The sequence below is a fragment of the Rheinheimera mesophila genome (assembly GCF_000986865.1).
GTDB classification, from domain to species: domain Bacteria; phylum Pseudomonadota; class Gammaproteobacteria; order Enterobacterales; family Alteromonadaceae; genus Pararheinheimera; species Pararheinheimera mesophila.
In genome coordinates, this window is record NZ_LAVS01000091.1 from 46208 (window position 1) to 72692 (window position 26485).

The following is a 26485-nucleotide window of genomic DNA, read 5'->3' on the forward strand; positions in this document are numbered from 1 at the left end:
GCAACAATGGCACAGAATGTTTATCAATTTATCGACGTAAAGCGGGTTGACCCACCAAAGAAGTCACACCGTGAGCGGACCATTGAGTTCGTAGAAATTTATCAGCCGATGACAGACACTCAGGCTTCAGGTCAGGCCGACCGTTGTCTCGACTGTGGCAACCCATACTGCGAATGGAAATGCCCTGTGCATAACTATATTCCGCAGTGGCTGAAGCTGGCGAACGAAGGCAAGATTATTGAAGCGGCTGAATTGTCGCATAAAACTAATAGCTTACCTGAAGTATGTGGCCGGGTTTGCCCACAGGACAGGTTATGCGAAGGCGCCTGTACCTTAAACGAAGGTTTTGGTGCAGTCACTATTGGTTCTATTGAAAAGTACATTAACGATAAAGCCTTTGAAATGGGCTGGCGGCCGGACTTATCGGCCGTGGTTAAAACCGGCTTAAAAGTCGCGGTAATAGGCGCAGGCCCGGCTGGTTTAGCCTGCGCTGACGTGCTTATCCGTAATGGCGTTACCCCTGTGGTATTTGACCGTTATCCGGAAATTGGTGGCTTATTAACCTTTGGTATTCCGCCTTTTAAACTGGAAAAAGATGTACTGAAATTACGCCGTGAAATCTTCACTGCTATGGGCATTGAGTTCCGCTTAAATACCACTGTGGGCGTGGATGTCAGCTTTGACAGCCTGCTTGAAGGCTATGACGCGGTGTTTTTAGCTTTAGGCACTTATACCCCAATGCAAGGTGGTTTGGTGAATGAAAAAGCCCCTGGCGTGTATGAAGCCCTGCCTTATCTGATTGGTAATATCAACCATCTGATGGGCTGGCAAACCGAACACCCTTACGTGAACCTTGCCGGTAAAAAAGTAGTGGTGTTAGGCGGTGGTGACACCTCAATGGACTGTGTGCGTACCGCGATTCGTCAAGGCGCCAGCAAAGTCACCTTAGCCTATCGCCGCGACGAAGCCAGCATGCCGGGTTCCCGCAAAGAAGTACAAAATGCCCGCGAAGAAGGTGTAGAATTTATGTTTAACCTGCAGCCGCTTGGCATCAAGTTAAATAACGAAGGTCATGCCTGTGGTGTTGAAGTGGTCACTACTGCTATGGGTGCTGCCGATGCCAAAGGCCGTCGTAATGCCGAAGCAGTGCCAGGTTCTGAACAGGTATTAGAAGCAGACGCTGTGATTGTCGCTTTTGGTTTCCAGCCAAGCCCACCGCAGTGGTTAAAAGATATGGGTGTAGCGCTTGATGACAAAGGCCGCGTCGTGGCCAGCGAAAAAAGCACTTACCCACTTCAGACCAACCAGCAAAAAATCTTCGCAGGTGGCGATATGGTATTAGGCTCAGACTTAGTAGTTACAGCTATAGCCCAGGGCCGTAAGGCGGCTGAGGGGATATTGGATTACCTTCAGGTTTGATTTTACATCTAATGTAACTTAGGGTGCGGGGTTTGTCCCCGCCACTCTTAAATTCAAATCCGAAGCTTTTTGTATCTGTAGACACTCATAAAGCGGTGAAAAAAATTAAAAAGTGCAGTCTTATAGACGAGAGCTATCAAACAATGATTTTGGCTCTATTCCTGAACTTTAAATAAGCCTTTCAGAATAAGCCCAACCAGTCCAACTACTACAGTTGTTGAGGTTAGCATTGCGATAATAACCTCGGCAGGGATCTCCCTGCTATATCGGAATTGCTCACGAAAATAAATAGTCATGGCTATACAAAGCAGGATAAACCAAAGCCACATCAATCGGATAACTTGCACAGAAAGCTTTTTCTTCAAATCAGTGAGTGCCAAAGCATCTTCATTTTTCGCAACCTGAGCGTCAACTATAGCCTGAGCTTCCCGCATTTTTACATCTTCAATATCCTGTTCCGTTGGCTCAGGCTCTTGAACATTATCAGCAAGCTCGGGGAGCTTCAGGTCTAAAGACATTCAACAACCCCAGTTTGTAAAATGTGCTGATAGTGTGGCTTGATCAATTCATTAGGGATCACAGCACCACGAACTACCTGACCTTTGCGATCAAACCACACATTGTGCCAAGGGCTGCCAGAACGATGTGATAACTCAGAGAGTTGACCACCGCTTAACTTGGCAAAATTATCTACCACGTCATTTAAAATACGCTGAGTCTCTAAATCTAAATCCTGACCTGATTTAAACTCTGGTAGCTCTTCAACTCTGATTTGTGAGCTGCCATATGCTTTAAAGCGAGCATAGATCTCTGGGATCACAGGTCCATACTGCCACGCGTTAATGTGCTCTTTAATCAAAGGCAAATCACGTTGCGCCAAAGACAAACCATGAGCGACATAAACAAGTTTTTGTACTTGCATTTGTGTCAGAGTAAAACCTTTTTCTTGAGCTGTTTTGAGTATTGCAACAGCAACATCAACTGCACTGTACATTGCCCACACCTCCTTAGATAAACATTAGTATTTCTAACACAACACTGTCTGAATGTACAGTAAAGTATGGTCGCTTTAACTCGCAAAATGCTAATACAACCAGATAGATGACATTTTAATAAAGGTAACTACCTATTTTCGCTTCAGATTATGTAAGCTGAGTTAACCTAAACAACAACAAACTGCTATGAACAGCTACCAGCCCCTACTGACCAAAGCACCAACACAACTGATACAAAGCAATGGCAACCCTGCCTTTGGCTTGTTTGATGGCTCAATCCCGGATTTTAATTTGCAGGATTTTGTCTATCACAACCTGATGGATAAAAAAGCCAGTGCGCTTTCCCGTTATTTTCACTACAAGCAATTTCAGTTTATTTGCATCACAGGCGCTGATTGGTTACTGGCTGTGGCTATTGCTGATATTCGATATGCCAATTCAGGTTTTGCCTATCTGTATCGTTTTGATACAAAGCAAGTCGTCAGCGAAGGGGCGTTATTACCTGGCGCTTTGGGCTGCCGTATGAGTGATTCGCCATCCAAAGGTGAAGCAAAACAAAGCTTTGGGGGTTATCAAGTCGCAATAAAAACTAACCCAACAAACTGGCAACTAGAAATTGATACCAAACAGCTCAAAGCAAATTTAACTATAGAAAAAGGCCAGCAGATGCCTTTAGCCTTGTGTGCCCCCACAGGCTATAACGGTTGGACTTATACTGAAAAGTCCAATGCGTTAAAGGTGTCTGGTTCACTTCAACTTCGGACTGAAGCCGTAGATCTAACTCAGGCTTTAGCGGGCTATGATTTCTCTGCTGGCTTTATGCGCCGCCACACCAGTTGGCGCTGGGCTAGTATCAATGCACAGGTTGAAGGCAAAGCGTTTGGCCTGAATATGGCGGCAGGTGTGAATGAAACCGGGCTTTGTGAAAATGCGCTCTGGCTCGACGGCCACATTCAGCATTTAAGCCCTGCCAGTTTTGTTTTCGACCGTAAAGATGATAAAAAACCTTGGCAAGTCAGTAGCCTTTGCGGTGAAGTTCAGCTTGAATTTCAGCCTCTATATTGCCGTCAGGAAAAGGTCAATATTGGTCTTTTGGCCAGCAACTTTCGCCAGTATGTTGGGCTGTATAGCGGCTTTGTAGTGCTACAAAACGGCTCAAGATTACACCTGAAAGCGATCAAAGGGCTGGCAGAGGATCATTATGCCAAATGGTAATTTCTGCCTTTGTATTGGTCTGTGTTGCCGCCACAGACGTAAAACCAGCATCAGCCGACAGACAAAGTGACAGCATGTGAGCCGTTATACTCCTGAAGACTTATCCCGCATTATTGAAATGGCCTGGGAAGACAGAACTCCTTTTGAAGCGATAGAACATTTATATGGCTTAAACCAACACCAACTGATTGAGTTGATGCGTAAAGAGCTAAAACGTAGCAGCTTTGAGTTATGGCGCAAACGCACCACGGGCCGCACAACCAAGCATTTAAAGTTAAGATCGCCCGACATTAGCCGTGGCTATTGCCCGACTCAATACAAGAGATAGTCAGCACAAGAGATACAGCACCAGCATGACCTTATTAGCCTGGGCGCAAATGAGCGCCGAAATCAATACCGACCTAAACCAGCGCATAGTGCAAACTCCAGATCAAGCGCTTTGGTATGAATCGCCTGCCAAAGATATTCACAGAAGACCACTGGAGCGAATCGGTGCTGAAGTCGCCAAAGCCACCAGCCTGGTGCGCTATTTACCCGGCAGTCAGTTTGCCAGTCATCAGCATGGCGGCGGTGAAGAAATTCTGGTGCTCGAAGGCACCTTTTCTGACGAACACGGCGACTACCCGGCAGGGAGTTACTTACGTAATCCACCCGGTACTTCGCATGCGCCTTTTTCCAAAGAAGGTTGCTTATTGCTGGTAAAACTCTGGCAATTCAGTGCAGGTGACACAGAGCAGCTTTGTATCCGGCCAGAACAGCAGCACTGGCAACCCGGTTTGGTACCGGGATTACAGGTGTTGCCTTTGCATCAGTTTGATGGCATCAACACAGCCCTGGTGCGCTGGGCTCCCAACACCAGATTCCAGCCTCATGTCCATGCCGGAGGTGAAGAAATTTATGTACTCGAAGGTGTGTTTCAGGATGAGTTTGGCAGTTACCCTAAAGGCAGTTGGTTACGCAGCCCACGCTGGAGCAAACACCAGCCTTTTACCGGCAGCGAGGGCGCGCTGATTTATGTCAAAGTTGGGCATCTGGGCGCTGCATTGTTAGGTGACCAACTCAAGGGTTAAAGCTTTTCAGTTCAGTACCGCCACTAAATCTGAGCGGATAAAATCCGATAACACAGGTTGATGTTGTTGTGCCCACTGGCTCATAGCGCGGCCATCGCCTGTGGTGACTTGCTCAATAAAAGCGCTGGACAATGCCTGAGTAGCGGCTTTAATCACCTGCTGTTGTGGTGCAGGATCCGAATCACGGCGCCAGCCAGAAAAAATGTTATGACTGCCGGAGCTAAATACCGCCAGCACTTTGTAGCTGCTGGCCATAGCGTAATACAGCTCGAATCTGTCGGCCGGAGCAGAGTAATAACCCGGCACCTTAATTTCATCCTCTGTGGTGGTGATATGCAAGGTCGGAATAGTGACACCAGCTAACACCTGCTCCAATGGCTGATCGTTATAAAAAGGTGGCGCAGAAATTAAAATAGCTGCTTTTATCCGCGGATCTTTCAGGCTGACCAACTTACCGTCTTGCTCGACCTGAGCACCACTTAACAACATAGAGGTATTGGCGCCATAGGAATGACCTGCCACCATGATATTCTGATTATCAAAGTCAGCGGCGTACTCTGAAGCCAGGATGGTATCCAGGGCAAACTTCACATCCTGTACTCTGGCTAACGCTTCGGTTTCATCAGCCGCGTCCATCAAACGAAAGGGTAATAACAATCTGCTGCCGCGCCACACTTTACGGTCGCTGCCGTCATGCTGCACATGCAAACTGGCATAGCCCTGGCTGGCCCAGTATTGTCCCAGATAAGCGTAACGCTCTTTTGAGCCACCTAATCCGTGAGAAAACACTATTAGTGCTTTGGCTTTTTGCTGCTGCGCAGGTTTAAACAACAAAGCCGGTACCACACGCTGCCTGGCATCATCAAACCAATCAAAACTGATCTCGTCAATATTCGACGTCAGGCGCTGAGCCACTTCTGCCGAATATTGTACTGAAGGTAAATTCAGTTGCTGCTGCCAGACTACAGAATTTAACCCTTGCTTTTGCGAACACCCACCTAAAGAAAACAACAAAACGCCGATCAGGCTGCCCACAGCTACAGTTTTGATGAAGAGACGAGTTCGCATAACGCTATTCCTTTCATTAAAAATCAACAGGATCTGGCATCACTTTGCATACAACAAAAGTGAACAAGCTTCTGGTGCTATTTGTCGGGCAGTGATGCAAGTCTCTGCGCCTTCAGTTCGACAAAACCTGGCGGTTTTATTAAATTCATTTATCTAATTGATTTTAATCACAAATAAATTAAGACTTCGATACCTATTATCCCGGGTTCCGGTGAAATAAAAAGCAATAAAAACTGATTAGGCTGTTCAATAAATTCGAACACTGCTGTTGCTCTATCTGCCGCTTTGGCTGTTCCGGATAAAACCTGATCCCGGTGAAAAAATGACAGATTTTATCCGTGGCCGCATTGCATCTGAGAAGGTGCCAGCTAAGGTTAAATCAGATGCCTTTAATCTGAGCTGTTATGACCTTCCGGCAAAACCCTTTGTTCAAAACTTTATTTTTTTCAACTCTATGTGCTGCATTACTTGGCGCATTAGTGCTGTTTCATCTGATCCCACAGCAGGCGCTAAAACCCATGAATGAGCTGTACTATTTTCCTGCAACTGACCAGACATCAACCTTGCAGCAACTGCTATTTCAGCCCGCCGATCAATGGCAACTGTTACCTGGCACAACCTCCAGCCTGGGCTATCAACAAAGCGACTTCTGGTACAAAACCCGGCTAAGTGCAAGCAGCACAGAAACTGCTTTATCGGTCTTGGCGCCTTTTCTCGACCAGCTTGAGCTTTATGTGCTGGACAACCAACTACAGGTTTTACAAAGTCATCAGTTGGGCGACCAACAGCTTTACAATCTGCGTCCTTTACCTACCCTGAATTTTGTCATTCTGTTGCCTGCCAGTGCAGAAGATTTATGGCTGTATGCCAAAGTCAGTAATCAGGGTGCCAATATGCTGCCGCTGCAGCGCAGCAGCACACTGGAAATGGAGCACCAAGAGCATTTGGCTGTGTTTATCCATAGTCTGTTCAGTGGTATTTTTTTATGCCTGATTGCCCTTTCTGCCGGCTTTTATCTGATCTACCGCCATAGTTATTTTTTAGCCTTCTCCGGCATGTTTTTCACCGTGGTATTGATCCAGCTTGAGATCAACGGCTTGTTGTTTGCTTACGTGTGGCCACAATCACCGGATTACAATCTGGTGATTGAATACGGCACTGTATTTGGTTCCTTGTTTGCCTGTGGTTTTATGTTGTCATTTTTTAGAGGCAGCGAAACGCCTGTCTGGCTGAGGTGGCCGTTTCAACTGATAGCGGCTTTTGCAGTGCTGTTAATGCTGGCAAGCCCCTGGCTTGGTGCGTACTGGCTAAAAAAGTCCGGAGTAGAACTCGTAGCTCTGACTGGCAGCCTGATGCTGCTTGCCAGTTTCTGGCTGCTGCATAAACGCCATGCTCATGCAGTTTTTTTTGCTTTGGCGTTACTGACCATGCTGACAGGTATAGCGGTGATGATACTGCGCAGCAAAGGTTATCTGCCTGCGGTCGTGTTGACCAACTCAGCGATGGAAATAGGCAATGCCTTGTCAGCGCTGTTTTTTGTCTTTGCCATGCTGCAAAACCTGCATCTGGAAAAAAATAAAAAAATCGCGTTTCAGCAGCAAATTCTGCAGCAACAACAGCATATTCAGCAGATGCAACAAAAAGCGTTGCAGCAGGCGCTGACCGAGCATATTTCCGGTTTACCCAACAAAACAGCCTTGATCAACCGCCTCGGGCAATTGGACCAACAGCGGGACAGTAATTTTTATCTGGTGATGATTGTGCATCAGCGCTTTCGTCAGATAGAACGCGCTCTGGGCGTCGAAGAAGCCAATCACACCATCACAGGTTTCAGTAAGTTACTCAAACGCTGGGGTGAACAACAGCGTCAAACAGCAGCACAATACCCGGCTTTATTTGCCTTAGAGCGGGACAGCTATGCCGTACTGATCACACCAACAGATTTTCGCTCCCAGTTTGAACAACTGCGTTATCAACTCGACGCTTTACTGAAGGTTGATAATTTGCAGCTAGATTTAGGCACGGTGTATAGCTCAGTACATTATCCGGCGGACTGTGCCAAAGCATCAGATACGCTCGATTTAGCCTTAGCAGCTATAGAACATGCCGATCAAGCCGGAGCTTATCTGCCCTACGAGCCTTTGTATCTGGAGCAAAACCTTGAACATATTCATTTATTGTCTGAACTGAATATAGCGCTGCAGGACGACCTGCTGGAGCTGTACGTGCAGCCGATATTGGATATGAAGCAGCAAAAAATTCACGCCGCAGAGCTGTTGATCCGCTGGTATCACCCCAAAATGGGTCAAATCTCCCCAACAGATTTTATTCCTTTGGCCGAGCAAACCGGCATGATCAGTCAGGTGACCGAGTGGGTACTGAATAAAACCTTGCTGTTGCAAAAACAACTGACAGATGCAGGCGCAACGCTACGATTGTCGATGAATATATCGCCACTGGACTTACGCAACACTGCGTTAATCTCCCGGGTGATCGAAGCGGTCAAAAGCACCAGCTATTCGACTGTGCCACTGCAACTGGAGCTGACTGAAACCGCTTTTGTTGATCTGGTCAAAGATTCAGAACAAGCGCTGAAATTGCTGGAACGTTCCAATATCCGTATTTCGCTGGACGATTTTGGCATAGGGCAATCTTCTTTGGCCCGCTTGCAGGGTTTGCCGTTGGGAGAGCTGAAAATTGACCGGGATTTGCTATGTCAGGCCGTTCGGCTGAATGACGATACTGTGCTGCGTTATGCCGTAATGCTCGGTAAATCCTTGCAGCTTTATACCGTAGTGGAAGGGGTTGAAACCTTAAAAGAGCTGGACTTCATCAGGCGTCTTGGCGCAGACGCCATTCAGGGCTATTTGCTGGCCAAACCTATGCCATTTGCCCGGTTTAGCCAGTGGCTGATTGATTTTGACCAGCAGGGTTTCAGATTAAATTAACGCTGCAAGCATTTAGAGGCTTTTACTTTTAACCAGTAAAAATCCGACACTGGCCGAGCTTATCAACACAGCCTGGCCTGCCTCTATGCTACTAGCTATCTCTGCAGGATCTAAGCGGACCCGCCATTCCAGACCACAAAACTGGATATGACTGTCACTGTCTTTACTGGCTTTTTCGGTCAGGATTAACTCTGTCCCGACAAAGTCAGAAATAGCACTGTCTTCCTGCAAACGCACACCGGTTTTTTGCAATTTACGCAAAGGTTTCCATAACAATACGGCTGACAACGCGGTGAATATCGCCAAACTAAGCAGAACCAAACTGACCTGTTGTGGCAGCCAACCAAACCACAGCAAAGCGGCGTTGATAAAAGCTCCTATCGCTAAAGCCAGCAAAACCTCCAGTACACCGGGAATAGCGAAAGGCAACAGGGCCAGGCATAACAAGGCCAATAACAATAAACCAGAGAGCAGATTCAGTTCCATCAAATCTCCTTAGGATAAAGTTCCTGACTTTTGAATAGCTGCCACTACCCCCAAAGCTTCGGCCACAGTATTACCAGCCGAGGACTTATCGTTATCCATTAATACCACTGTCGACTCACGGGCTATGGCTTTTTTCGCCGCTATAGCTTCTGTTGCCAGATCCAGTAACACAGCGGCCTGCCCTTCAGTAGTGGCTGCAGCCTGACCTATCATGGTCAGCGCTTTGGCTTTGGCTTCGGCCACCAGCTCAATAGAGCGGGCTTCACCTTCAGCTTTGAGCACCTGCTGTTCACGCTCTGCTTCAGCCGCTAATACTGTGGCCTGTTTATCCCCTTCGGCTATATTGATGGCGGCCTGACGTTTACCCTCTGAGTCCAGAATAGAAGCGCGTTTCTCCCGCTCGGCGCGCATCTGTTTTTCCATCGCATCTAATACCGAAGCAGGCGGATTAATGTCTTTAATTTCATAACGCATCACCTGCACACCCCAGGCAGCAGAAGCCTGGTTAATGGCGTGAATAATTTTGACGTTCAGGCTGTCACGCTCTTCAAAGGTTTTGTCCAAATCCAGCTTACCAATTTCAGAACGCATCGAGGTTTGCGCCAGTTGGATCACGGCATAAACATAGTTATCAATGCCATAGGAGGCTTTGTACGGCTCCATCACCTTAATATACAACACGCCATCTATCGTCAGGCTGATATTGTCTTTGGTAATAGCCGACTGACTGGGAATATCGATAGCGCTCTCTTTCAGTGAAACTCGGTAAGCGATGCGGTCGATAAAAGGAATAATAAATTGCAGACCGGCGGTTTGGGTGTTGTAATATTTACCCAAGCGCTCGATGATGTAGGTCATATTTTGTGGCACTATCACCACGGTTTTGCCAATCAGGATCAGCACAGCCAGAACCAGCGCTGCAGTGACAATTAAATTTGTATCTACCATAACTTATCCTTAAGCCGAAACACTTGTCTTCCCTGACAGCTTAACTTAATTACAAAAAAATTAAATATTAAACATCATTTTCTAACAACTATTGTGCTGTTCCCAACAGAAACCGCAGTGGATGCTCTAACCTGTTTGCCCAGGCCTGTTCGGAATGATCTGCGCCGGGGAAAAACCTGGTCTGCCACTGTCCCTCAGGCCAGTCTTGCTGTTGCAGTAGCTGATCCACCTTGTGCTGCAACGGTGGATACCAGGCATCCAGGGTTTGATCGCCATAATCAAAGTACAAACGGCTTTGGCTGTCAGGGCTGAGCTTTTGGCGCAGATAAGCGTAAAACTGTTCAGGCACAGGATTATCCTGCTGCTGAAAAATACCAGGCCAATGGGTCGACAAACAGGCAGCAGCACCAAATTGATCCGGATACTGCAACAAAGCATAAAGTGAAATCAGGCCGCCCATACTGGAGCCCATCAACAGGTTGTATTCTTTACTCTGGTGCACGGCAAAATGACTTTGAATATAAGGTTTTAGCTCTTTCACCAGAAAACTCAGGTACAGATCGGAATACACTGCAGTGACAAACAGTTTTTGCCCCGGACTGCGCTCCAACTGATACAAGGCCTTTTGCTGCTCAGCAGTGAGGCTGGCAAAAGGCTGCTGCGGAAAATACTCACTGTGTCTTTTATCTCCGGCATTATGAATAGCTACCACAATAAAAGGCATCAACTGGTTTTGCTTTAATAACGCTGAAGCTACCTCATCCACGCGCCATTCCTGACCGTTCCAGCTATTTTTCGCATCAAACAACATTTGCCCGTCCTGCATATACAACACGGCATACTTTTGTTTGCCTTGCTCGCTGTAGCCTTGAGGTAGCCAGATATCTACAGTGCGCTGACCAATATAATCAGACTTAAAATCTTTTAGCCGCACCACAGAGCCGGAGCTGACTTGTGGTGTTGCGGCCAGAGGTAACGCCTGTCCCAGCACAGCCAGAATAAACAACCAGATTGCCCCCTTCATATCTGCACCACTATCTCATGTTGTGTTTTGCCTTATAGTCTATCGCGCTGTAAAGCAACACAAGGCTGAATACGATTGCGGCCGCTGGATACTGGCATTGAAACATAACAGGCTTGCAGTTCGTTGCTGATGCGGTACATTGTGCAGTCTAAGCTGTGAATGAGGGGCTTACATGAAGTGGTCTGTTGTACTCCTGGCAGGTTTGTTCTGTGCAAAGCTGATGGCAGCGACGGCTCAGCCGGCTAGCCCTGAATCACTGCTGATCCCCAAACCCCGTTCTGAATATGATATCAATCATCAGTACTACACCAGCTTATTGAACAAAGCCCTGCACAAAGCTGCGGCCGGCAGAACAGTACCAGCACTTAAAACCACCTTCGCTATGGAACAAGGCCGCGCATTACGTGAGTTGGCCAAAGGTGAATCGCTGGATGTATTCTGGGTAGGGACAGACGTTGCCAAGGAGCAGGAATTCCGTGCTATTCGTATTCCATTGGAACGTGGCCTGATGGGGTTTCGTAAGTTTATTTTAACCAAAGATGCTGTTGCCAGCTTTCAAACTATCCGCAGTCTGCAGCAATTACAACAGCGCACCGCCTGTCAGGGCGCGTTCTGGCCCGATGTTGAAATTATGCGCAGCGCTGGCTTAAAAGTAGAAGAAGCACCGGTGTACGAAAACATCTTTAAACAATTGCGCGCAGGGCGTTGTGATTACTTTCCGCGGGGTTTGCATGAAGGCGTGATCGAGCTGGAAAGACGTCAGGCCCTGTATCCAGACTTAGTCCGCTACAACAAACTGATGTTGCATTACCCTTTTGCCGTGTACTTTTTTACCCGTAAAGAAAACGAAGCTTTGGCACTTTGGATTGAACAAGGGCTGGAGCAAATGATTGATGATGGCGAATTGCTGCTTCATATGCAGCAACAGGAACTCACTCGCCATGTATTTCCGTTGCAGCATCAAAGCACAGATCCATGGATCAGTATTCAGAATCCGTTACTCAGCCCGGATACACCGGTTACCAACAGCAGATACTGGTTTCAGCCTGAAGATTTTAAAACCAGCGCTAATTGATATCTGGTCGGATTTCAGTTATCTCTGAACTACAGGGTTCTTCATGGGTATGTGGTTATGCTGCAAGCTACAGAAATAGCTGATCTTATTTTAAAAGGCTTTCGCCGCCATTTTGGCTTGTTTCAAAAAATCACTGCATTAGCGCAGCAAGGTTTTGCGCAGAGAAACTGGCTGGAATTACAACGTATCAGCTCGGAGCGGATTTCTTATTACGATTTGCGGGTCAATGAAACCCTGGCCTTGCTGCAACAAAAGCTGACAGGCACAGAATTAAATGAATGCCTGTGGCAACAGGTGAAACAGCAATACCAGCAGTATTTGTTATTTCATCCTCAGGCTGAGCTGGCGGAAACCTTTTACAATTCTGTGTTTTGCCGTTTGTATGAACGTAAGTATTTTCATAATCAGAACATTTTTGTTGAATCCACCCTAAGCAAACAGCGTTTACCTGCGCCTGTGGCTTCGGTGTATGAAAGCTATTTTCCAGCTCAGTATGGTTTAAAACAAAGTATCAGAACCATTGTCGCCAGTTTTCATCTGCAGGCGCCTTTTGTCGATTTAGAGCGGGATATTCGCCTTTTGGTGCGCACTTTTATTGGCCAGTCCAGCCATGGCCACTTTCCGGTGCATTTGGTGCGTTTTGATATTTTAAAATCGCTGTTTTTCCGCAACAAAGCGGCTTATATAGTGGGCCGTGTAGTCACGCCTGACGGTCAGCAGCCTTTTATTATTCCGCTGTTGCACGATGACGAGCGGGGTATTTATATGGATACGTTGATCACAGACCCACAACAAATGACCATTATCTTTGGTTTTTCCCGTGCTTATTTTATGGTGGAAATGACAGTACCTTCGGCTTTGGTGCATTTTCTCAAAGAACTGTTACCACATAAAACGCTGGCCGAGCTATATTCCTCTGTGGGCCTGCACAAACAGGGCAAAACCGAGTTTTACCGTGAGCTGCTTACCCATCTGGATAAATCTGCCGATCAGTTTGTCGCAGCACCGGGCATTCGCGGTATGGTGATGATGGTATTTACCCTGCCGTCTTTTCCTTATGTATTTAAGGTCATTCGTGACAAGTTTGCCCCGACCAAAGAATTTGGCCGCGACACAGTAAAAGAGCGTTATCTGCTGGTAAAAAAACACGACAGGGTCGGCCGCATGGCTGATACCATGGAGTATTCCGATGTCGCCCTGCCTCTCAACCGATTCAGTCCTGAGCTGCTGGACGAATTAAAGCAAAGCATAGCGGGTTCGATGCAGATTGAAGATGATAGGGTGATTATCAAGCATTTGTACATAGAGCGCCGTATGCTGCCGCTGAACTTGTATCTGGAGCAGGCCAGCTATGAGCAAAAGGTGAAAATGATGGCCGATTATGGTCAGGCGCTAAAAGACATGATTGCTGCCAATATTTTTCCCGGCGATATGCTGCTAAAAAACTTTGGTGTAACCCGCCACGGCCGGGTGATTTTTTATGACTACGACGAAGTGCAGTACCTTTTAGATGTCAATTTCCGGTTTATTCCAAAAACCGATAACTACGACGATTTACTTAGTAACGAGCCCTGGTACTCTGTTGGGCCTGGAGATGTATTTCCGGAGCAAATTACTACTTATGTCACAGCGCAACATGATATCCGGCAGATGCTGATTCAAAGCCATCCGGAATTAATGGATGCAGCTTACTGGCAAGAGAAGCAACAGCGTATTCGTGATGGCATAGTCGAAGATGTGTTTCCGTACCCTGAGCATCAGCGCTTTCAATCCTTGTATCCGGCAGAGTATGCAAAAGCGGATGGCTTAAGTACAATGCCGCCGTCTGAGCAGGCATAGGGTCTGGCGGCAATCAAGGATAAGTGGTGTGTCTCATATCAATTCAGTGATGGCGCTGCGTGAGCGCGAGCTGCAAAAAACAGTCCGGGTGTTTAATGCCCGCGGCAGCCGGGTTGTTCGTTGCCCTTTGTGTTTATTGCCAGTACCGGATTGTATTTGTGCCGCTAAACCACAAGCGACCAGTCGCAGTGCTTTTTGTTTTGTGATGTATAAGGGCGAGGCCTATAAACCGACCAATACTGGCCGTTTAATTGCCGATGTGGCGCCGCAAAACTTTGCCTTTGTCTGGGACAGAACAGCGCCGGACCCAGAGCTTTTAGCTTTACTGAAAAACCCTAAGTACGCCCCTATAGTGGTGTTTCCACAGCAATATGCCGCGCCTGAGCGTTGTATTGCTCAGGTGGAAACTGGCGATAAAATTCCGCTTTTTGTCATGCTGGACGGCACCTGGCGTGAGGCGAAAAAAATGTTCAGCAAAAGCCCGTATTTAGACGACTTTCCTGTCTTAGGTATTCAGCCAGAACAAAGCTCTTTGTATCAGCTACGCGAGGCAGCCCACGATCATCAGCTTTGTACTGCAGAGGTGGGGATAGCTGTGCTGGAACTGGCGGGAGATCAGCAGGCCAGTCAGGATTTAGCGGCTTATTTTGCGACCTTCAGGCGTAACTATATCGCCGGTAAACCTCACATCATTCTGAAGTCCGACACTCATCAGTCGTAGCAAAACATCTACAGGACAAACAGTAAAAAGCCGGCAAAAAACACCGGCTTTTGTTGCTTTATGCAGTTTGCTTAGTTAAGGCGCAGCAATATGAGCACGCCAGTTTTTGGTATCCAATGTCAAAACAAAATGTTTCAGCACGTCGTATCCCAACAGGCCTTTGGCATGGATCCCTTTCTGCACTCCTGCTGTGGTTCTGCTGGTTTTATCGCTGATATTCATTTTTTGTCCTTCAGCCGGAACGGTCACCACAACATCCTCAAGCTCATAAGGGCCAACTTTCAGGTATGGGATCTGGAAACTTTCTACGTCTCCTGAGCCTGTCACACCGGAAGCACCGTGTTTGACGACAGGGAATTGTGTTAACCACTGCTGCTCTTCTGCTAACTGGCGGCTGACGACTAAACCGCCAGTGTTCCCGGTATCTAATGTCAACCACACTCCCTGATCTTTGGCTATATCGACTTTGATCACGGGCAGGTTTCTGCCACGGCTTTTCTTCAATTCCACATTAGCTACTTTTTTCATATCCACCGCAGAATGTGGCAGAAGTCTGATTTTTTGATTAGGATAATCAAATTGAACAATAAAATTGCTTAAAAAGGGCTGCCCTAACAATAGTACAGGGTCCTGCATTTGCACCGGGATCAGGTCAACCAGCTTAAACTCATAGCCAAACAGTTTGGTGGCCAAACCTGTAACAGTCGCTACTTCTTCCTCGCCAAACACCCCCTGAACAGTGATTCGGCTACCGTAATTCAGCTTATCTTTGTGGCGTTCAACATAAGATTTATTAATGCCATTGAACTCAGCCCCGGAGTCAATCAAAGCCATCACGGTTTCCTGGCCAATTTCTACCTCAATAAAAACAGCGCCATTATTCAGCACGAAAGGCAACCAGCCTTCTTTGTCTATTTTGGGCTCAGCGAGAACAGAACAGGAAAAAAACAAGAAAAAAACCAACAATGTACGCACAGCAGTATCCTTTCTTAATACTTAATTGAATGTTGTAACACCCTGATAAATTATCTGAATGTACCTGCTTATTCAACATCCGGCCCAGCAAAACTCAGCTCTTTGCTGCACAAAGTTTGGCGCACAATAAAAGCGATAACCACTCAGGGGCTTCCAATGGTAAGTCATGTCCTGCTTTGGCCAAACTGAACAAAGGTGCGTTCAGGAAATCAGCTAAGGCTTTACTGCACAAGGGCGACACCAACTGATCACCCAAGGCTGAGACGACAAAAACCGGGCAAGCAGGCTTTTCTATCAGTTGAAAACGGCTGGCAGCCCAAAGCTGGCGCAGTGCGTTGCTTCTGCTGACGGGGTTTTCTATAGCCCACTGTTGCCATAACTTTATCAGCGCAGGCTGGGGCTCGGTATTCACGGTCATCTGCCAGATCAGCTCCTCGCGTTTTAACGGGCCTGCCAGTAAACACAGCAATAGTTTCAGATAGTTACGGGGTTGTAATCGTTGCCAGAACGGACTAAGCCCGGCACTGCTGCTATTGATCAGCGTGACAGATTTTACCTGCTGCGGTGCGTTCAGCGCCCAATCCAGCGCCAACATTCCCCCCATAGAAATCGCCACCAGATCTACAGCATTGCCCTGTTCAGCAGCATAATCGTCAGCCCATTGTTGCTGTAAGCTGGCCCTTAAGGCGGCAATTGAAGCGGCCGATCTTTGCTGATGCAACTGGCCACAACCGGGCAGATCCAAAGTAAATACAGGCCGTTGTAACTTGTTACTCAGCAACGCAGGAAAATCCAGCCAATGCCTGCTTTCCCGCAATAAACCACGCAGTAACACAACAGGTCTTGTGGCGGTGTTTAGTACCATAACTGCATGGCCTCCTGTCTGAGCATACGTGGATACATGACGCCGCGCCACTGCTGATGCGAGGCGGTGGCGGCGATCAAAAAATGAAATAAAGTCAAATGAGTACGCAAAACCCGTTTTACCCTGTGAGGTTTGACCGGGTGGAACAAGCCCAGACTGGAGAGGAGCTGAAACGGATTTTTCCTGACCCAGTTCCACGACCCCATCTCCAGCGTCAGAGGTAAAAACAGCCCGCCGTTTTGTAGCGACTCGTCATACAGATAATCCCACAAATCACCGTGGCACAAATAATGTAAAGACTGAGGTTCAAAGGCGTAAGCCTGATAGGGATAGCAATCGAATAACAACTGGCGCAGCCGGTATAATTCGGCCAGATGCGTTACCGGTTTGCGACTTTTGGCATAAGGAAACCAGATCCTGTCGACCTGACCAAAGCCGGAGTGGCAGTCCAGTACCAGACTAAACGGACTTTGAAACAGCTTTTGTCGCACCAGTTCAAACAGCACCAGCGTTTCCGCCTCAGGCTGCGCCGGGTTTCCTCTGTACCAGGGTAAACGGGCTGAATACTGTTGTCCTCCGACTAAAAATGCTGCTTTATCTTCACATTCCACAGGAGCATTGCGCATTAAATCAACGCCATTACCATTGCTTCTGCTGTGATTGGCCATCCCCACAGGATTCACCATAGGTAACAGCAAAAGATTCAACTGTGTTAACTGATGTTGTAAACCATGGTCCCATTCCAACCGCTTAAGCAGACTCTCCAGAAAGGCAATCAACACTGCAGAGCCGATCCGCTCTAAACCGTGCACACCACCGGTGAGCAATAAACTGGGCTTAGTGGCGTCAAACTCTGCCAGTTCGATTAAATAGCTGGGATAATTGGCTGAGCCGGATTGAAAACGAGCCAGCTCCGTGGCTTTTACCGTGCCGGGCAACGCTTCGATCAATGCTTCGAGCCGGATCAGTTCGGGTAACCGCAAAGGACGTTTTTTATGATGCACAGTCAAAGCCAAAGAGTTGATTTCTCATCAGAATAAAAGGTTGCTCTGTCGCAGTTTGGCTTTTTTTGATGAACTTTTAGTGACAGTAAGAGCCAGATAAAGCGCTGGTAATCAACAGCTAAGGCATGCATACTTTTACTGTGTCAGTTCAGGTTGTGTTCAAGGGGCAGACAAAGGTGCTGTGCCTGCGGCTACAAGGTTTCGGTTGTATCAACATATGCTCATGGAGGCTGTTATGCGTTTCGTTCTGGTACTCCTCTTGGTATCTCTGCAAAGTGCCTGTGCTTACAGCCAGAGGGGTTCTGATGAATGGTGGTATAACAGAATGCAGCGGGATCACCGCTCACAATGTAATCAGTTGCCTGAACAGGTAAAGGCTCAGTGTCTGGAACGTCAGAGCAGTAGCTATCAGGATTTCTTGAAACAGCAAAAATCTGTACAACAGGCTACAGCACCAGCTTCTGAGTTAAAAAATCAATAAAACAGCGAACTCTGGGGTCCGCTTCACCTTCACTGTAGTAGACGGCATACACCGGCATCAGCACTTGTTCACGCAGGTGTTCCAGCACAGGGACCAACAGTCCGGCTCTGATATCATCCTGGGTCATAAAACCAGACAAACAGGCAATACCGTTGCCATGCAGTGCCAGTTGCCGGATAGTTTCACCGCTATCAGCGCACAGATAAGGGGTAATTTTATAAAACTCAGCGTGCTCGTCCCGCACTGGCCAGCGGTTTAAATGCTCAGCAGAGCTGAAACCTATGCAACGGTGCTGCGCTAAATCCGCCACAGTAGCGGGTGTACCAAAACTAGCTAGATAAGCCGGGCTGGCCATTAAACGCCTGAAACCCGAGCCTAATTTACGTGCTTTTAAACTGGAATCCGTTAATTCCCCAAAACGTATCGCCACATCCACCCGCTTTTCAATCAGATGAATAAAAGACTCGGAGGAGTCCAGTGTCAGTTCGATTTCCGGATAAAGCGCCAGAAACTCTGAGACCAAAGGCACCAACTGATGCAAAATAAAAGGAGTTGCAGAATCCACCCGCAATTTACCCGCTGGCTTATGGCTGCGGTCCATTAAAAAATGATCGGCCTGAGTCAGTTGACGCAAAATACTGCAGGCTTGCTGATAGTACCATTCCCCCTCGGACGTCAACCGTAAACTGCGGGTGGTGCGCACTAACAAGGCGACACCTAAGCGTTGCTCCAACTGTTTAACCCGGCGGCTGACCACTGAAGTCGCCTGCCCCAACTGATCAGCGGCTGCAGTAAAACTACCGGTTTTTACTACGGTGACAAAGGTATCCAGTTGTTCAGTATGGCCCGCCATTATTGCCTCCAAAGCAACAGATATTTGCTATTACCATTATTTTTCACAATAACAAATTCCAGCACACTGCCGCTACTTTAAATAAACGGAGAAATTGTATGCCACTCGCTTTATGGGCCTTAACCTTAAGCGCCTTTGCCATAGGCACCACTGAATTTGTCATAGTGGGCTTATTACCTGTGATCGCTGCCGATCTGGCAGTGTCTTTACCTTCGGCTGGTCTTTTGGTCAGTTTATATGCGTTAGGTGTTGCTGTAGGAGCACCGCTGTTAACAGCACTGAGCAGTAAAATGCCACGCAAAACTTTATTGATAGGCCTCATGGCGCTTTTTAGCTTGGGTAATTTGCTTGGGGCCATGGCACCGGATTATGGCTCCCTGATGCTGGCCCGAGTGCTGACAGGGATGGCCCATGGTGTATTTTTTTCTATAGGCTCCACCATAGCCACCAGTCTGGTATCGAAAGAAAAAGCCGCCAGCGCTATAGCACTGATGTTTACCGGTTTAACTGTGGCTTTAGTAACAGGTGTCCCACTGGGTACTTTTGTCGGTCAATATTTAGGTTGGCAAGCGGTGTTTTATGCTGTGGCCGCTTTAGGTTTTATTGCGATGATTGGCTCTGCTTTGCTGGTGCCAAACAACTTACCCCAGCAAAAATCTGCTACTTTTGTCGAGCAACTGCAGGTATTAACCGAACCCCGCTTGCTGATGGTCTATGCCAAAACCGCTTTGGGTTATGGCGGCAGTTTTATTGCCTTTACTTACCTTGCGGCCATCTTGCAGGATGTGTCAGGTTTTAGCACTGACCATATAGCGCTCTTGATGCTGTTGTATGGGGTTTCTGTTGCTGTCGGCAATATCTGGGGTGGCAAACTGGCCGACCAAAAAGGCCCTATCGCGGCACTGAAACTAATTTTCTTCGGGCTGGCGGCTGTGCTTTTGCTATTAAGTTTTACTGCGCCACATCCTGTTTTGGCCGCTTTGACGGTATTGTTATGGGGTGCAGTGGCATTTGGTAATGTGCCGGGCTTGCAGCTTTATGTCGTGCGTCAGGCGCAGATATACACGCCTAAAGCCGTCGATGTCGCCAGTGGTCTGAATATCGCCGCCTTTAACTTAGGTATAGCTTTTGGAGCCTGGGCGGGTGGCATAGTGGTCAGCCAGTTGGGTTTGATGTATACCCCCTGGATAGGTGCGTTGATCGTAGCACTGGCCTACGGCTTAACACATCTGAGCGGGAGACTGGATCAGAAGCTGAACACTGTAGGAAGCTGAAGCGACAAAACAGCCTGAGCTTTCACTGTCAGGCTGTTTTTCTTAGCTGGATCCGATAAAAATCGATCATCTGATGTTGATCCGGCACCAGCACCTGTCCCTGCTGCACAAATCCCAGTTTTTCAAGTAAAGACTTTGATGCCCTATTGTCCGGCGACACGATGGCAACCACTGTGTTTAAATCTGTCTGCTGCGCAGCATAAGCCAGCACCGCAGTCGCCGCCTCATAAGCATATCCTTTGCCGAAAAACTCAGGCAAATAGGCATAACCCAGGTCAGTTTCTGTTAAAAAATCCCGTTTAATCAAACCACATAGTCCTATGGCCTGTCCCTGCCAATCCTCCACCAGCCACATGCCATAACCATGCTCTGCATAACTGGCAATAGCGCCCTGCTGTAGATTCTTTTCGGCGTCAGCCAGAGTACGAACTCCTTTGTCTCCTATGTGCTGCAAAAAGCTGGGGTCGTTGTACAAAGTCAATACAAAGGCAGCATCACTTAATTGCAACTGGCGTATAGTCAAACGTGGTGTTTTGGCAATCACAACAGGCTCCATTCGTGATAAAAAAAGGAGCTGTTAAACAGCCCCTTTTTATACACTTAAATAATCAGACTTTATCTTTCTGCTGTTTTTCCAGCCGTTTTTCCCAGAAGGTCGCGTTTTTAATGCCTAACTTTACCGGGTCAAAAGTGACAGGACCACCGTTCTTTTTCTGCTCTTCATAGTCACGTAAACAGCGCATAGTTGGCTTGTACATAAAGAAAATAATCAGAATACCAATCACGTTTACCCATGCCATAATGCCGACCCCCAGATCGCCAATGTTCCAGATGTAACCAGCACTATTTACCGTGCCATAGGCCACCATAAACATGAGGACTAATTTAAACAACAGGCTTGGCAACTTATTGTTAAAGATCCGATTTAAGTAGGCGACATTGGTTTCTGTAATATAGTAGTACGCCAGAATAGTCGTAAAAGCGAAGAAGAAAATAGCAAGACCGGCAAACACCTGACCAAATTGACCAAACACACTATGCAAAGCCATTTGGGTAAAGGCTGGCGAAGCAACTACAGTGGCTGCGTCAACATTTTGCATGATCATAGTGCCAGTGCCAGTTGCAGCGTTAAAGTCTTCAGTTTGAACATTGTACTGCCCGGTGATCAGGATCATCAAAGCTGTTGCGGTACAAACAAATAAGGTATCAACATAGACGGAAAACGCCTGAACTAAACCTTGTTGTGCCGGGTGTTCGACTTCGGCTGCAGCGGCAGCGTGAGGACCTGTGCCCTGACCCGCTTCATTGGAATAAATCCCGCGTTTCACCCCCCAGCCAATAGCTGCACCAAAACCTGCCTGGGCAGTAAAGGCATCCGTTAAAATCAGACTGAATACAGCGGGCACTCTGTCCAGATTCAGAAAAACTACGATTAAAGCCAGCATTATGTAACCCAGCGCCATAAATGGCACCACAATTTGGGTAAAGTTGGCGATACGTTTTATACCGCCAAAGATAATGAAGGCTAAAATGATCAGAATAAAAGCCAACCCAATCAGTTTGTTACTGCCCACTTCACCAAAGCTGGTTACTACAGCAGTACCTTCACCAAACACCTGGGTAATAGCATTGCCAACGGCATTGGCTTGTACGCCGGGTAAAAAGATACCGCAGCCAACGATGGCAGAAATAGCAAATAAGATACCTAACCAGCGCCAGCCCAGGCATCGCTCGAAATAATAGGCCGGGCCACCACGGTACTGACCATTTTCTTCGACTTTATAAATTTGGCCCAGGGTCGATTCAACATAAGCCGTGCTTGCCCCCAAAAAGGCCACAACCCACATCCAGAACACAGCACCTGGTCCACCAAAGCCAATGGCTGCGGCAACACCTGCGATATTACCCACCCCAACCCGGCCGGACAAAGACACAGCTAAGGCCTGAAATGAAGAAATACCTTTGTCCGATTCACTGTTATTGAGCATCAGTTTGCACATTTCTTTGAAGTGACGAACCTGGGCAAAACGGGTGAGTATTGAGTAGAACAACCCTGCACCAAGGCAGAGGTAAATCAGCGCGGGGCTCCAGACGATGCTGTTTAGCGTACTAATAAAGCCTTCCATTTCCCTTCCTTATAATTATTCTGAAGTTATTTTTTTAAACGCCGCTAATTTGCCATATCAAACGCAGAATAGCTACGCAGCCAGTTAATTTGTCTGAGTTCTGCGTTAATCCGCATCCTGATGGCTTATTTTCATGTGCAGCCAGTTCGTGACTTACCATAACGCAGCATAAACAGTACTACTATTGTTATTTTTTCATCTGTCTCTGGGTAAAAAGCCCAGATGATTACACAAAGCTCTGTCAGAACCCGCTGGTCACAACTTTGCGTCCAGTGAACCACTGTACTGGTCGATTTCGGTAAGTCTTTGGTTATACTGGCTAGATTAACTATGACAGGAATAACCCGGTGTTTAATTCTGAACTCAAGCCTTTACTGCGCTACCACTGCCTGTTTTGGAGCATTATTTTCACCCTCAGTGTGTTTAGCTGGTGTCTGGATTATGTGCTGTGGGACAAGGCCGAGGCACTGCAGTATTTAGCCATCAGTTTTAGCAGTGACGCTGCAGCTATGCTGGTGACAGGGGCTTTGCTGATCTGGTCGCAGTACAAAATTAATCAGCATAATTTTGCGGTCTGGCACTTAGTTCTGGCTGCTTTGTTATTAACCTGCATCTATGTGCCTGCGGAAAATGCCTTTTGGCTGATCCCAATGAAAGAAGAAAAATTCGATCCACGTTTTTTATTGAGTAACCTCGATAGCAGCACTCTGGCATTTTTTGTGTGGACTGCGCTTTATCTGGCTTATATTCTGAATCAGCAGCGTCATTTCCGCCTTGCAGAATCAGCACGTTTAAGTCAGAAAATACAACAACTTGAGTTGCAGGCTCTGCGCCATCAACTCAATCCGCACTTTACTTTTAATGCGTTAAACTCAGTTTGTGCGCTGATTGAAGCAGAACGATTTGATGACGCCGAACTGATGTCTGAACAATTAGCGTCTTTTTTACGTTATTCCTTAAGCAGCTCGCCCGACAGTCTGGTGAAGCTGGCGGACGAGCTCGCCGCTATAGACGCCTATCTGGCCTTACAAAAAACCCGCTTCGGCAATAAACTCAAAGTTGACTGGAAGATTGATCAGAATGTGCGTCAACATCTGATCCCCGCCCTTCTGCTGCAACCCTTGGTCGAAAATGCCATTAAATATGCAGTCGCTACCCAGCAACAAGGCGCCACTATTACGATCGCCGGACAACAACAAGGCGGGCAACTCTGCTTGCAGGTCGAGGATGATGGCCCCGGAGAGCGCGCAGTGAAACAACTGGGACAAAGTTCAGGTGTGGGTTTAACCAATATTCAAAACAGATTGAGGCAACATTTTGGTACTGCCGCCAGCCTGGTAGTACAAGCCAAACAACAGGGATTTCTGGTGTCCATTCAATTGCCGTTGCAAGGAATGACCGGATGAGTGCAGCAGTCAATGTCGCGGTGAACAAAGAAAGGTTCTGGTACTGGCATTTAGTGTTTTGGTTAAGTTATCTACTGATCAAATTTATCCATCTGGCGGTGTTGGTTCCACTGGATGACAGAGACGTTTTTCCTTATCTGATGATTTATCTTCTGATCAGCAGTGTAAATTTTGTCGTTACAGGTTATTTGGGACAAAAAGAACTGTCGCTCAATGTCAGTATCAAACAACAGGCGTTGCGGCTGGCCTGGTGGTTGATTCCACTCTGGCTGCTGTTAACTCCTGTGCGCCAGTACCTGATGATCAATTATGCCCTGATGCCCTCTGAAACCGATTCTCTACTGCAGTACGCTTTGGCTTTTAATCTGGTGTTATTGCCCATCGCAGGCTGGTTTGCACTGTTTTTAGTGTACAAAGCCAACCTGCTGAACAGAGCTGAGTTTCGGCAACAGCAGGAGCTGGCTCGTCAGGCCCGTATTGCCCGCTTAAAAGTACTGAGGTATCAGTTAAATCCTCATTTTATGTTTAACACCCTCAATGCATTAAACTCCTTAATAGTGCAGCATAAAGGGATGGATGCAGAAAATCTGATCCTGCAACTGTCCGGCTTTTTGCGCCATTCACTGAAAAATCATACCGAACATTTAATACCACTGCGGGAAGAACTGGACGCTTTGGCCTGTTATCTGGCGATTCAGCAAGTCCGTTTTGGTGAGCGCCTGGAAATTAACTGGCAACTGGACGAACAGGCTTTGCAGCAAAAAGTCCCGCCTTTATTGCTGCAGCCGTTGGCGGAAAACGCCATTAAGTATGCTGTCTCTGAGCTCAAAGGCCATGCCACTATCGAGATTGAAGTGACGCAACAGGCCAATGATTTAGTATTAAAACTGTCGGACAATGGTCCGGGTACGGCACTTGCTGCGGGTTGGCCGCTGCAGGCCAGCTTTGGCAGCCTGCATAATCTGGCTGAACGTCTGAGCTTACTGTTTCATGGCAAAGCCAGCTTAAGTTTCCATCAGGAACACCATAAATTTACCGGACAAATCTCTTTACCTCTGGAGCTACTGCATGCAGCAGATTAAAACTGTGATAGCCGATGATGAACCGCTGGCCATCAGTAATTTAAAAGCCAAGCTGGCGACTTATCCCAATATCCAGATCGATGCCTGTTTTGATAACGGTGACGAGGTACTGGCTTATTTACAGCACAATACTGTCGATCTGGTGTTTTTAGATATTCAGATGCCGGGTATTAAGGGGATTGAGGTGTTAAAGCAGTTGAACAAATCCTCCGCCATGGCAGCGCCGCTGATTATTCTGGTCACAGCCTACGATAATTACGCGTTTTCAGCCTACGAGCACTTTGCCTTTGACTATTTGCTCAAACCTGTCTCGCGTCAGCGTTTGGCTCAAACTCTGCTGGATGCTAAAACAGCATTGGACAAACAACAGGATTTGCCTGTAGCCATCTCCCAAAGCAAGCTCACCTTTAAAACCGGTGCCTCCACTTTGCTGCTCGATGACATAGATATTCTGATGATAGAGGCGGCAGGCAACTATATGTGTGTCTACACCTTAAGTGAAAATCTGATTATCCGGGAAACCATCAAAGAGCTGATGCAACGTTTGCCCGCTCAGTTTGCTCAGGTCCATCGTTCTACCATAGTGAATTTGCACCATGTGCATAAGGTGCAGCCTCATAACAACGACTATCAGTTATTACTTTCCAACGGCCAGACAGTTGCCGCATCCAGACGCTTTAAAGCGGACTGGTCGTCACAATTACTGCCGGCAAAATAGCGGTTTTCACCTTCATTTTGCTGGTCATAAGTCTGTCAAAGTTCAAGCAATGACGGGCTTTTTTTTGTATCTTTTTTGCGCAAAAAGTAACAAAAAGTAAGGCTTGTCCGCTAGTCACTTTAGCTGTCCCTCTGGTCACAAACCGCAGGAAAATCAAGGCCTGCAGTACCACACTACAGTCATGGCAAACGCCATATATCAACCTTCAGAGGACGACAACATGAACGCGAAACTACTCTTTGCCGCAGCCGTATTGACCTTATCCGCCAGCGCCAGTGCCCAGAGCACTATGGACCCCCAGATCCAGGATGTATTGATCGAAACCTGCGCTCATGCACAGGATAATGATCGCATCAGCCTGAACAAAACACTCAAAGCCAACCGCCTGTCGAAACAAAGAGCGGTCGACAAAGTGGTGTGTGACGGCAAAACTTTGGTGAACTTTGCCCGTAGCGCTAATGCTGACAGAGTTGTGGCCATGCTTGAGCCCTACGAGCAACGTTCAAAAGGCAATGTGTCCATTTCTGACATAGTAGCGCCATAATTAATGCGATTAAGCTTTCAAAGTTTGTATTTAGACACCGTAGTGCTTAATTGGTCAGCCAGTTCAGTCATCGACTGAGCCGCCTGGCCGATTTGCGTATTGCCGACCAGCACCTGATCCCCCAACTGCTTAAACTGTTGCACCTGATGGCGTATCTGTGCCACCTCTTGCTGCGCTTCGCTGGCGATGGCTGCAGATTGCTTGCTCACATCAGCCAATTGCAGGATCACAATCCGGCTTTGCTGTAAGGTCTCAACCAACAAAGAAGACAACTGTACGGATTGCGATGCCTGTTGCTGATTTGACCCCATAGTAGTCACCGCAGACTGGATAGAGCGCACTATAGTTT

Annotated in this window: 28 protein-coding genes; 15 read left to right on the forward strand and 13 right to left on the reverse strand. The window is 47.3% G+C overall.

All coding sequences use genetic code 11. The annotated features are described in order from the left end of the window. Window positions 1-6 precede the first annotated feature (6 nt). Window positions 7-1419 carry an FAD-dependent oxidoreductase gene (locus SD53_RS16295; RefSeq protein WP_046521260.1) on the forward strand — a complete coding sequence of 471 codons (1413 nt, stop codon included), beginning with the start codon at window positions 7-9 and terminating at the stop codon, window positions 1417-1419. A 155-nt stretch (window positions 1420-1574) separates the two neighbouring features. On the opposite strand, the gene SD53_RS16300 is transcribed toward SD53_RS16295, so the two are convergent. Beyond that, window positions 1575-1937, reverse strand: a complete 363-nt coding sequence (locus tag SD53_RS16300) for a hypothetical protein (protein ID WP_046521261.1) — start codon at window positions 1935-1937, stop codon at window positions 1575-1577. Further along, entirely contained in the window at window positions 1928-2413 is a 486-nt protein-coding gene (locus SD53_RS16305; RefSeq protein WP_046521262.1) for a Panacea domain-containing protein, read from the reverse strand. Before SD53_RS16305 ends, SD53_RS16300 begins: the two co-directional genes overlap by 10 nt. Before the next feature lie 187 nt (window positions 2414-2600). On the opposite strand from SD53_RS16305, the gene SD53_RS16310 reads away from it, so the two are divergent. The 3 genes from SD53_RS16310 to SD53_RS16320 all read left to right on the forward strand — a co-directional run bounded on the left by SD53_RS16310 (window position 2601) and on the right by SD53_RS16320 (window position 4699). Then, window positions 2601-3629 (forward strand): DUF2804 domain-containing protein, encoded by a 1029-nt coding sequence (locus tag SD53_RS16310; protein ID WP_046521263.1) that lies wholly within the window; start codon window positions 2601-2603, stop codon window positions 3627-3629. Window positions 3630-3705: 76 nt separating this feature from the next. Continuing rightward, a complete protein-coding gene (locus SD53_RS16315; protein ID WP_229670275.1) occupies window positions 3706-3957 on the forward strand; it encodes a TIGR03643 family protein in 252 nt (83 codons plus the stop codon). 25 nt (window positions 3958-3982) lie between these two features. Continuing rightward, entirely contained in the window at window positions 3983-4699 is a 717-nt protein-coding gene (locus tag SD53_RS16320) for a cupin domain-containing protein (protein ID WP_173425707.1), read from the forward strand. Between the two features lie 6 nt (window positions 4700-4705). Here the strand turns inward: SD53_RS16320 and SD53_RS16325 are convergent, their stop codons facing one another. Next, window positions 4706-5767 (reverse strand): alpha/beta hydrolase family protein, encoded by a 1062-nt coding sequence (locus SD53_RS16325; protein ID WP_046521264.1) that lies wholly within the window; start codon window positions 5765-5767, stop codon window positions 4706-4708. Between the two features lie 322 nt (window positions 5768-6089). Between SD53_RS16325 and SD53_RS18725 the strand changes: the two genes are divergently transcribed. After that, entirely contained in the window at window positions 6090-6293 is a 204-nt protein-coding gene (locus SD53_RS18725) for a hypothetical protein (protein ID WP_162198674.1), read from the forward strand. Beyond that, on the forward strand, window positions 6286-8715 hold the full coding sequence (locus SD53_RS16330; protein WP_162198675.1) for an EAL domain-containing protein: 2430 nt from the start codon (window positions 6286-6288) through the stop codon (window positions 8713-8715). Before SD53_RS18725 ends, SD53_RS16330 begins: the two co-directional genes overlap by 8 nt. A 12-nt stretch (window positions 8716-8727) precedes the next feature. Here SD53_RS16330 and SD53_RS16335 read toward each other — a convergent pair whose 3' ends face one another. From SD53_RS16335 to SD53_RS16345, 3 genes are all read right to left on the reverse strand, one after another. Continuing rightward, window positions 8728-9201: an NfeD family protein gene (locus tag SD53_RS16335; protein WP_046521266.1), complete on the reverse strand. Its 474-nt coding sequence runs from the start codon at window positions 9199-9201 to the stop codon at window positions 8728-8730. A 9-nt stretch (window positions 9202-9210) separates the two neighbouring features. After that, window positions 9211-10149 (reverse strand): SPFH domain-containing protein, encoded by a 939-nt coding sequence (locus SD53_RS16340; protein ID WP_046521267.1) that lies wholly within the window; start codon window positions 10147-10149, stop codon window positions 9211-9213. A gap of 88 nt (window positions 10150-10237) precedes the next feature. Further along, window positions 10238-11173 carry an alpha/beta hydrolase gene (locus tag SD53_RS16345; protein WP_046521268.1) on the reverse strand — a complete coding sequence of 312 codons (936 nt, stop codon included), beginning with the start codon at window positions 11171-11173 and terminating at the stop codon, window positions 10238-10240. A gap of 172 nt (window positions 11174-11345) precedes the next feature. Between SD53_RS16345 and SD53_RS16350 the strand changes: the two genes are divergently transcribed. Genes SD53_RS16350 through SD53_RS16360 form a run of 3 tightly spaced genes read left to right on the forward strand, consistent with a single transcriptional unit; the run spans window position 11346 to window position 14808 of the window. Beyond that, on the forward strand, window positions 11346-12248 hold the full coding sequence (locus tag SD53_RS16350) for a type 2 periplasmic-binding domain-containing protein (RefSeq protein WP_052749432.1): 903 nt from the start codon (window positions 11346-11348) through the stop codon (window positions 12246-12248). Window positions 12249-12305: 57 nt separating this feature from the next. Beyond that, complete coding sequence (gene aceK / locus SD53_RS16355) at window positions 12306-14087, forward strand: bifunctional isocitrate dehydrogenase kinase/phosphatase (protein ID WP_052749433.1); 1782 nt, start codon at window positions 12306-12308, stop codon at window positions 14085-14087. A 28-nt stretch (window positions 14088-14115) separates the two neighbouring features. Next, window positions 14116-14808, forward strand: a complete 693-nt coding sequence (locus SD53_RS16360; RefSeq protein ID WP_206539961.1) for a tRNA-uridine aminocarboxypropyltransferase — start codon at window positions 14116-14118, stop codon at window positions 14806-14808. A 75-nt stretch (window positions 14809-14883) separates the two neighbouring features. Here the strand turns inward: SD53_RS16360 and SD53_RS16365 are convergent, their stop codons facing one another. The 3 genes from SD53_RS16365 to SD53_RS16375 form a co-directional block, all read right to left on the reverse strand. Continuing rightward, window positions 14884-15783, reverse strand: a complete 900-nt coding sequence (locus SD53_RS16365; protein ID WP_046521269.1) for a retropepsin-like aspartic protease — start codon at window positions 15781-15783, stop codon at window positions 14884-14886. 94 nt (window positions 15784-15877) lie between these two features. After that, on the reverse strand, window positions 15878-16648 hold the full coding sequence (locus SD53_RS16370) for an alpha/beta fold hydrolase (RefSeq protein WP_046521270.1): 771 nt from the start codon (window positions 16646-16648) through the stop codon (window positions 15878-15880). Next, the gene (locus SD53_RS16375; RefSeq protein ID WP_046521289.1) at window positions 16639-17652 is read right to left on the reverse strand and encodes a DUF2817 domain-containing protein; all 1014 of its coding nucleotides are present in this window, start codon (window positions 17650-17652) and stop codon (window positions 16639-16641) included. Before SD53_RS16375 ends, SD53_RS16370 begins: the two co-directional genes overlap by 10 nt. Before the next feature lie 235 nt (window positions 17653-17887). On the opposite strand from SD53_RS16375, the gene SD53_RS16380 reads away from it, so the two are divergent. Next, window positions 17888-18133, forward strand: a complete 246-nt coding sequence (locus tag SD53_RS16380) for a hypothetical protein (RefSeq protein WP_046521271.1) — start codon at window positions 17888-17890, stop codon at window positions 18131-18133. Here SD53_RS16380 and SD53_RS16385 read toward each other — a convergent pair. Next, window positions 18099-18986, reverse strand: coding sequence for a LysR family transcriptional regulator (locus SD53_RS16385; protein WP_046521272.1), 888 nt, complete (start codon window positions 18984-18986; stop codon window positions 18099-18101). The two genes, SD53_RS16380 and SD53_RS16385, sit on opposite strands and share 35 nt — an antisense overlap. 98 nt (window positions 18987-19084) lie before the next feature. On the opposite strand from SD53_RS16385, the gene SD53_RS16390 reads away from it, so the two are divergent. After that, a complete protein-coding gene (locus SD53_RS16390) occupies window positions 19085-20260 on the forward strand; it encodes an MFS transporter (protein WP_046521273.1) in 1176 nt (391 codons plus the stop codon). 28 nt (window positions 20261-20288) lie between these two features. Here SD53_RS16390 and SD53_RS16395 read toward each other — a convergent pair whose 3' ends face one another. Continuing rightward, window positions 20289-20804, reverse strand: a complete 516-nt coding sequence (locus SD53_RS16395; RefSeq protein WP_241481848.1) for a GNAT family N-acetyltransferase — start codon at window positions 20802-20804, stop codon at window positions 20289-20291. 64 nt (window positions 20805-20868) lie between these two features. Further along, window positions 20869-22386: an alanine/glycine:cation symporter family protein gene (locus tag SD53_RS16400; protein ID WP_046521275.1), complete on the reverse strand. Its 1518-nt coding sequence runs from the start codon at window positions 22384-22386 to the stop codon at window positions 20869-20871. 347 nt (window positions 22387-22733) lie between these two features. Between SD53_RS16400 and SD53_RS16405 the strand changes: the two genes are divergently transcribed. The 4 genes from SD53_RS16405 to SD53_RS16420 all read left to right on the forward strand — a co-directional run bounded on the left by SD53_RS16405 (window position 22734) and on the right by SD53_RS16420 (window position 26136). Then, window positions 22734-23792 (forward strand): sensor histidine kinase, encoded by a 1059-nt coding sequence (locus tag SD53_RS16405; protein WP_046521276.1) that lies wholly within the window; start codon window positions 22734-22736, stop codon window positions 23790-23792. Next, entirely contained in the window at window positions 23789-24874 is a 1086-nt protein-coding gene (locus SD53_RS16410; RefSeq protein WP_046521277.1) for a sensor histidine kinase, read from the forward strand. The genes SD53_RS16405 and SD53_RS16410 overlap by 4 nt, the downstream gene beginning before the upstream one ends. Beyond that, entirely contained in the window at window positions 24861-25592 is a 732-nt protein-coding gene (locus SD53_RS16415) for a LytR/AlgR family response regulator transcription factor (protein ID WP_046521278.1), read from the forward strand. The genes SD53_RS16410 and SD53_RS16415 overlap by 14 nt, the downstream gene beginning before the upstream one ends. 220 nt (window positions 25593-25812) lie before the next feature. Continuing rightward, window positions 25813-26136 (forward strand): DUF3718 domain-containing protein, encoded by a 324-nt coding sequence (locus SD53_RS16420; protein ID WP_046520335.1) that lies wholly within the window; start codon window positions 25813-25815, stop codon window positions 26134-26136. A 17-nt stretch (window positions 26137-26153) separates the two neighbouring features. Here SD53_RS16420 and SD53_RS16425 read toward each other — a convergent pair. Continuing rightward, window positions 26154-26485: methyl-accepting chemotaxis protein (locus tag SD53_RS16425; RefSeq protein ID WP_206539962.1), on the reverse strand; the 332-nt coding region annotated here is incomplete at its 5' end.